This window comes from Actinomadura chibensis NBRC 106107 (assembly GCF_001552135.1).
GTDB lineage: Bacteria > Actinomycetota > Actinomycetes > Streptosporangiales > Streptosporangiaceae > Spirillospora > Spirillospora chibensis.
Genome location: NZ_BCQP01000094.1, coordinates 23,129 through 30,017, shown reverse-complemented (window position 1 = coordinate 30,017; position 6,889 = coordinate 23,129). Strand labels below are relative to the sequence as shown.

6 protein-coding genes are annotated in these 6,889 nt (G+C 72.1%); 4 read left to right on the top strand and 2 right to left on the bottom strand.

The genetic code is table 11. The features are described 5' to 3' along the window. Positions 1-198 precede the first annotated feature (198 nt). On the bottom strand, positions 199-771 hold the full coding sequence (locus ACH01S_RS40480) for a dienelactone hydrolase family protein (protein ID WP_067905423.1): 573 nt from the start codon (positions 769-771) through the stop codon (positions 199-201). Positions 772-958: 187 nt separating this feature from the next. On the opposite strand from ACH01S_RS40480, the gene trxB reads away from it, so the two are divergent. Further along, positions 959-1,924: a thioredoxin-disulfide reductase gene (gene trxB / locus ACH01S_RS40475; protein WP_067905421.1), complete on the top strand. Its 966-nt coding sequence runs from the start codon at positions 959-961 to the stop codon at positions 1,922-1,924. 76 nt (positions 1,925-2,000) lie between these two features. Next, entirely contained in the window at positions 2,001-2,315 is a 315-nt protein-coding gene (gene trxA, locus ACH01S_RS40470; RefSeq protein WP_067905419.1) for a thioredoxin, read from the top strand. A gap of 127 nt (positions 2,316-2,442) precedes the next feature. On the opposite strand, the gene ACH01S_RS40465 is transcribed toward trxA, so the two are convergent. Beyond that, complete coding sequence (locus tag ACH01S_RS40465; protein WP_067905417.1) at positions 2,443-3,060, bottom strand: GCN5 family acetyltransferase; 618 nt, start codon at positions 3,058-3,060, stop codon at positions 2,443-2,445. A 560-nt stretch (positions 3,061-3,620) separates the two neighbouring features. Between ACH01S_RS40465 and ACH01S_RS40460 the strand changes: the two genes are divergently transcribed. Beyond that, entirely contained in the window at positions 3,621-4,853 is a 1,233-nt protein-coding gene (locus ACH01S_RS40460) for an aminotransferase-like domain-containing protein (RefSeq protein WP_083981708.1), read from the top strand. A gap of 94 nt (positions 4,854-4,947) precedes the next feature. Further along, positions 4,948-5,889 (top strand): D-alanine--D-alanine ligase family protein, encoded by a 942-nt coding sequence (locus ACH01S_RS40455; RefSeq protein WP_067905413.1) that lies wholly within the window; start codon positions 4,948-4,950, stop codon positions 5,887-5,889. Positions 5,890-6,889 lie beyond the last annotated feature (1,000 nt).

The window sequence follows — 6,889 nt, the reverse complement described above, 5'->3', positions numbered from 1 at the left end:
CAGCGGCCCTTCACGCGCTCAGCGGCCCTTCGGGTGTTCAGCGGGTCTTCGGGTGTTCAGCGGGTCTTCACGCGTCTGCGGGCCCTTCGCGCGCCGGGGCGGATGTCGTATGGCCGGGGTGTCGCATGGCCGGGCGGCGTCGCGTCGCGGTGTCGCGGTCGTGGAGGGGGGACCGTGTCGCTTGTCGCGGTCGGTGGGTTAGAGGGTCGCTAGGAAGTCGAGGGCGATCGTCCAGGCGCGTTCGGCGGACTCGGGGTCGTGGTCGGGGAGGTCGGGGTCGGTGAAGAGGTGCCCGGCGCCCCGGTAGCGGAAGATCTCCACGTCCGCGCCCGCCTTGCGCATGCGCAGGTACCAGGCGTTCAGCCAGTCGGCGGGCTCGTAGGTGTCGGGGTCGGCGACGTGGAGCTGCACGGGGATCTCGGTGGACGCGTCGTCCGCCATGTCGGACGTCCCGTGCATCAGCAGCAGCCCGCCCGCCTTCGCGTCGGCCAACGCGAGGTTCTGCGCGACGGCCGCGCCGAGCGAGAACCCGGCGTAGACGAGCCCGCCCGCGTCCACGAGCGGGGCGGCGGCCGCGACGCCGCGCCGCAGCAGCTCGTCCCGGCCGATGTCGTCCTTGATGGCGGCCCCGTCCTCCGACGTGTCGGCGACACGCCCGTCGTACAGGTCGGGGACGTGGACCTCGTGTCCGGCCGCGCGGAGCCGGTCCGCCGCCTGGTGCACCGCCGGGCGCAGCCCGTACATCGAGTGGAGAAGCAGAATGCGCGCCATCCCCTCACCCTACGACCGGCCGCCGACAGGACGTTCCGCGCCTGACCGGGCCCTCTCCCGGACGCGCCGCCGGCGGGCGCGGGAGTCGGGCGGCGCGTGCCGGGAATCCCCTGGGCCTAGGATCGGTTGACGCGATTGGCAGGGCCGGGCCGTGCCGCGCCGACGGCCATGAGGAAAGGCAGATGCAGTGAGCGACGTCCGTAACGTCATCATCATCGGTTCGGGCCCCGCGGGCTACACGGCTGCCGTCTACGCGGCTCGCGGCGACCTCCGTCCGCTGGTCTTCGAGGGCTCGGTGACCGCCGGCGGCGCGCTGATGAACACGACCGACGTGGAGAACTTCCCCGGCTTCCCGGACGGGATCATGGGCCCCGACCTCATGGACAACCTGCGCAAGCAGGCCGAGCGGTTCGGCGCCGAGCTGATCACCGACGACGTCACCGAGGTCGACCTCACCGCCGACCCGAAGGTCGTGAAGGTCGGCGACGACGTCTACCGCGCGCGGTCGGTGATCGTCGCGACCGGGTCCGGCTACCGCAACCTCGGCCTCCCGGACGAGCAGCGGCTCTCCGGACGCGGCGTCTCCTGGTGCGCGACCTGCGACGGCTTCTTCTTCCGCGAGCAGGACATCGCCGTCGTCGGCGGCGGCGACACGGCCATGGAAGAGGCGATCTTCCTGACCAAGTTCGCCCGCTCGGTGACGGTGATCCACCGCCGCGACGAGCTGCGCGCGTCCAAGATCATGCAGGACCGGGCGTTCGCCAACGAGAAGATCCGCTTCCTGTGGGACAGCGAGGTCGTCTCCATCCAGGGCGAGGACAGGGTCACCGGCGTGACCGTCCGGAACACGAAGTCCGGTGAGCAGTCGGCGCTTGAGATCACCGGCCTGTTCATCGCGATCGGGCACGACCCGCGCAGCGAGCTGTTCGCCGGGCAGTTGGAGACCGACACCGACGGGTACCTCCTGGTGGACGCCCCGTCCACGCGGACGAAGATCCCCGGCGTGTTCGCCTGCGGCGACGTCGTCGACCACGTCTACCGGCAGGCCGTCACCGCCGCGGGCACCGGCTGCGCCGCCGCCATCGACGCCGAGCGCTGGCTCCAGGACCAGGACTCGGAGAAGAAGGACTCCGAGGCCGCCAAGGCGTCCTGACCGAGCCCGGCGCCCCGGGCCTTTGACCCGCGCCTCCGAACCACCGGACCCGCACGAACACCGAAAGGGAACCACCATGAAAGCCGTGACCGACGCCGACTTCGCGTCCGAGGTCCTGGGCAACGACAAGCCCGTTCTCGTCGACTTCTGGGCCGAGTGGTGCGGCCCGTGCCGGATGGTGGCGCCGATCCTGGAGGAGATCTCCAAGGAGCACGGCGACAAGCTCGACATCGTGAAGCTGAACATCGACGAGAACCCGAAGGTGCCGCAGCGGTACGGCGTCATGCAGATCCCGACGATGAACGTCTACAAGGACGGCGAGGTCGTCAAGCAGATCATGGGCGCGAAGCCGAAGGCCGCCCTGCTGCGCGACCTGGCCGAGTTCATCTGAATCGTCCCGGTTCCTCGTCGTCTCCCGCGGCGAGCGCTGAAAGCGTGTGGCCCGCACTCCGCGTCGGAGTGCGGGCCACACGCGTGTGAAACGCGGATGATGATGCCTTGGGACGGCTCAGATCGTCCTAGACGGGACGCAACGCCCCTTCGGGTGTCATGGAGCCCAGCAGCCGTTCCAGCGCCACCTCGACGTCCTCACGCCACGACAGGGCCGACTTCAGCTCCAGCCGCAGCCGCGGGTACCGGTGATGCGGCCGGACGGTCTTGAACCCCACCGAGAGCAGGTAGTCGGCGGGGACCATGCACCCGCCCTCTTCGCCCTTCAGGTCGCCGAACGCCTCGATCGCCTTCACCGTGCGGCGGGTGAGGTCCTTCGCGACGCCCTGGACGAGCATCCGGCCGAGCCCGCCGCCCGCGAACTCCGGCAGGATGTGCGCGGTCATCAGCAGGACCGCGTCCGCGCTGACCGGGCTCGTCGGGAACGCCACCGAGCGCGGCACGTACAGCGGCGGCGCGTACATCACGAAGCCCGCCGGGACGTTGTCGACATACACGATCTTGCCGCAGCTGCCCCACTCCAGCAGCGTGGAGGAGATCCACGCCTCCTTCTCCAGGGCGGGGTCGCCGGTCTCCAGCGCGCGGTCGCGGCCGACCGGGTCCAGCTCCCAGAACACGCAGCCGCGGCAGCGGTGCGGCAGATCACCGAGATTGTCCAGCGTGATGTTGACGAGACGACGCGACACCGGGTCGGCACCCCCTGCTGCGATTCTCGCCCCGCCGTCCCGAACCGGCGGCCGGGACGGCCGTCGGCTGCTCGGGCGGAACGCCACTCCGCGGAAGTCCCCGGCAACATTCCGGGTCCATGGGGCATCGTATCGGACAGGGAACCCCGCGCCCGGACGGCGCGCCCGCCCATGATCGACACCCTCGGCGCGACGCGTCGGAGGGCGACGCACCCGACCGGACGCGACACGCCCCGACGGGCGACACGACCGGACACGCGACACCGCAAGGCAGGCGACACGACCGACCGGCACACGACGCACCGCGCCTCAACGGCGCGCAGCGGAACGCGGCGGCGCGGCACGGCGGTGTGGCACGGCGTGACGGTGAGGTGCGGCGGCTCGTCGGCCGCCCGGTGCGACGTGGCTGGGCGGCGTGGCGGGGCAGGGGTTCTGCGGGATCGGCGCGGGCCGATGCCGTAAGTTGCAGGCAGGCCAGTCCACCACTTCGGAGGTGCCTCGTGGAACAGCACTCGCGTACGGACGTCTACTCCGACCGCTACGCCGCCCGTGCCGCCGGCATGGTGCCCTCGGAGATCCGGGCGCTGTTCGCGATGGTCGCCCGTCCCGAGGTCGTGTCGCTCGCGGGCGGCGCGCCGTACGTGTCGGCCCTCCCCCTCGACGCCGTCGGACGCATGATCGGCGACCTCGTCGCGGGCAAGGGCGCCGAGGTGCTGCAGTACGGCTCCGCGCAGGGCGACGAGCGACTCCGCGAGCACATCTGCGAAGTGATGGCGCTCGAAGGCGTCCAGGCGTCGGCGGACGACGTCGTCGTCACCGTCGGCGCGCAGCAGGCGCTCGACCTCATCACCAAGATCTTCGTCGACCCGGGGGACGTCGTCCTCGCCGAGGCGCCGTCCTACGTCGGCGCGCTCGGCACGTTCGCCGCCTACCAGGCCGACGTGGTGCACGTCCCGCTGGACGAGGCCGGGCTGATCCCCGCCGCCCTCCGCGAGACGCTCGCCCGGCTGCGCCGCGAGGGCCGCCAGGTCAAGTTCCTCTACACCGTCCCGACGTTCCAGAACCCGGCGGGCGTCACGCTCACCACCGCGCGCCGCGCCCAGATCCTGGAGATCTGCGCCGAATACGACGTGCTCGTCGTCGAGGACAACCCGTACGGCCTCCTCGGCTTCGACGCCGACCCCATGCGGGCCCTGCGCGCGGACGACTCCGAACGCGTCATCTACCTCGGCTCGTTCTCCAAGACGATCGCGTCCGGGCTGCGCGTCGGCTGGGTGCTGGCGCCGCACGCGGTGCGGGCGAAGCTCGTCCTGGCCGCCGAGTCGGCGATCCTGTGCCCGTCGAACTTCTCGCAGCTCGCCGTCCGGGAGTACCTCGCGACGCAGCCGTGGCGCGAGCAGATCAAGGACTTCCGCGAGCTCTACCGCGCCCGCCGCGACGCGATGCTCGACGCCCTCGACCAGCTCATGCCGGACGGCTGCACCTGGACGCGTCCCGCGGGCGGCTTCTTCGTCTGGCTGACGCTCCCCGAGGGCCTCGACTCCAAGGCGATGGCGCCGCGCGCGATCGCCGAGCGCGTCGCCTACGTCCCCGGCACCGGCTTCTACGCGGACGGCACCGGACACCGGCACATGCGGCTGTCCTACTGCTTCCCCGAGCCGCACCGGATCCGGGAGGGCGTCCGCCGCCTCGCCGCCGTCATCGAGCAGGAGGTCCGCCTCCGCGACACCTTCGGCGGGACGGTCGCGGGCGGCTCCGTCGGCGTGCAGGCCCCCGGGCCGGACGTCGTCTGAGTGTTTCACGTGAAACACGCCGGCTCTCGGGCGCCCGTTCGGGCGTCCGGGGGTCGGCGCTTTCTTTTGACCACCGTCTAGAGGGGCACCAGCAGTGGAACTCGGGCATGTCGTCGTCCTCGCCGGCGGACTCTCCTACGAGCGCGAGGTCTCGCTCCGCTCCGGCCGCCGCGTCACCGAGGCGCTGCGCGCCCTCGACATCCCCGTCGAGCTCCGCGACGCGGACGCCACGCTCCTCGACTCTCTCACCGACGACCCGCCGGACGCGGTGTTCCCCGTCCTGCACGGCGCGGCGGGGGAGGACGGCTCGATCCGCGACGTCCTCGAACTCCTCGACGTCCGCTACGTCGGCGCGCGCCCGGACGCCTGCCGCGTCGCCTGGGACAAGCCGACCGCCAAGTCCGTGGTGCGCCGGGCCGGGCTCCAGACGCCCGACTCCGTCGCGCTGCCCAAGGAGGTCTTCCACGACCTCGGCGCGTCGTCCGTCCTCGACCAGATCATCCGGAGCCTCGGGCTCCCCCTCTTCGTCAAGCCGACGCGGGGCGGGTCGGCGCTCGGCGCCTCCGTCGTCCAGGAGGCCGCCGACCTCTCCGCCGCGATGGTCGGCTGCTTCGCCTACGGGGACGCCGCCCTCGTGGAGCGCTACGTCCCCGGCACCGAGGTGTCGGTGAGCGTCTTCGAACGCGACGGCGAACCGGTGGCGCTCCCCGCCGTCGAGATCGTCGCCCCCGGCGGCCTGTACGACTACACCGCCCGCTACGACGCCGGGGACACCGAGTTCATCACCCCGGCCCGTCTCGACCCGGACGCCACCGCCCGCGCCACCGCCGCCGCCGTCACGGCCCACCGCGCCCTCGGCCTCCGCGACCTCTCCCGGACCGACCTCATCGTCTCCCCCGACGGCGAGGTCCACTTCCTCGAAGTCAACGTCGCCCCCGGCATGACCGAGACGAGCCTCTTCCCCCGCGCCATCAGCGTCGCCGGACTAGACCTCGGCGAGGTCTGCCGCTCCCTAATCCTCTCCCGCTTCCCCTAACCCCCCGGCCACTCCGCAGTCGAGGCCCCCCGATGTTTCACGGGAAACCTCAACCCCGCCGCCTCTCCGCCGAAGCCCAAACCAAGATCGACCAGCAAGCGCCGTGCCGCACCGTCCACGCCCCGGTGGGAAAAGCCCCGGGCGCTGGCAGGGCCGCCCAGCGCCGCCATCCGCACCACCGCGAAACTCAGCGGCGCCGCTCCTACGCGTAACTCCCGAGCCCGGGGCCCCCACCCGCCTGGACAGGACTCGGCGAGCCCACCATGGGGACTCATGGGCTGCCCGGTGGCCTTCTGCCTTACCGGTGATGCCGCGCTGTCATGAATTACTCACAGGGATGGCTTTCGGGGCCAGTGCTGGACGCCTCAGCGGCGAGATGCCGTGATGCGCCGAGTTGGCTGACTACCCGACACCCCGCACCACCCGCCCGCCGCGCCCGCCCCCGACGCACGCCGTCGACTACCGCCGCCCGTTCCCACCCCTTGCTGCCGTCCGCCCGCTGTCTGCCGCCGTCCGCCGCCTGCGCGGGCTGGGCGCGGTGGGCCCATCGGCGGGGCGGCGCGCGCTCATGTTTCCGCCACCGGCGACCGCATGTTTCACGGGAAACCTCTCGCTGTGGCCCAGTCGTCCGGCTAAGAGCTCCGGCTGCCCCGCGTGCGTGCTTCAGCGGTCAGTCGCGCGGGCGGGCCTCGTGGCGAGAGCGCCCCTCGGCCATGCGTGCGGCCGGATCGTGCGACGGCCCGCATGGCATGCAACGCTCGTCCCTCGACGTGTCACCGTTGCGCCTTTGCCGCGCGGGAAGCCGATGCCGTGTGCGGCCCCTGCCCCCTTGCGCCGCCGCCCCCGTCCTGGGAGCAGTGAGAGCTTCTCGCCGTGTCCCCGCTCAGCCACGGCGCAGCCGACGACCCGTCCCGGAGCAGTAGGAGGTTCTCGCCGCGTTCCCGCCTAGTTCGCGCGTTGCGGCAAAGCCGTCACGGTGTGCGGGAGGACGCGGCGGCGG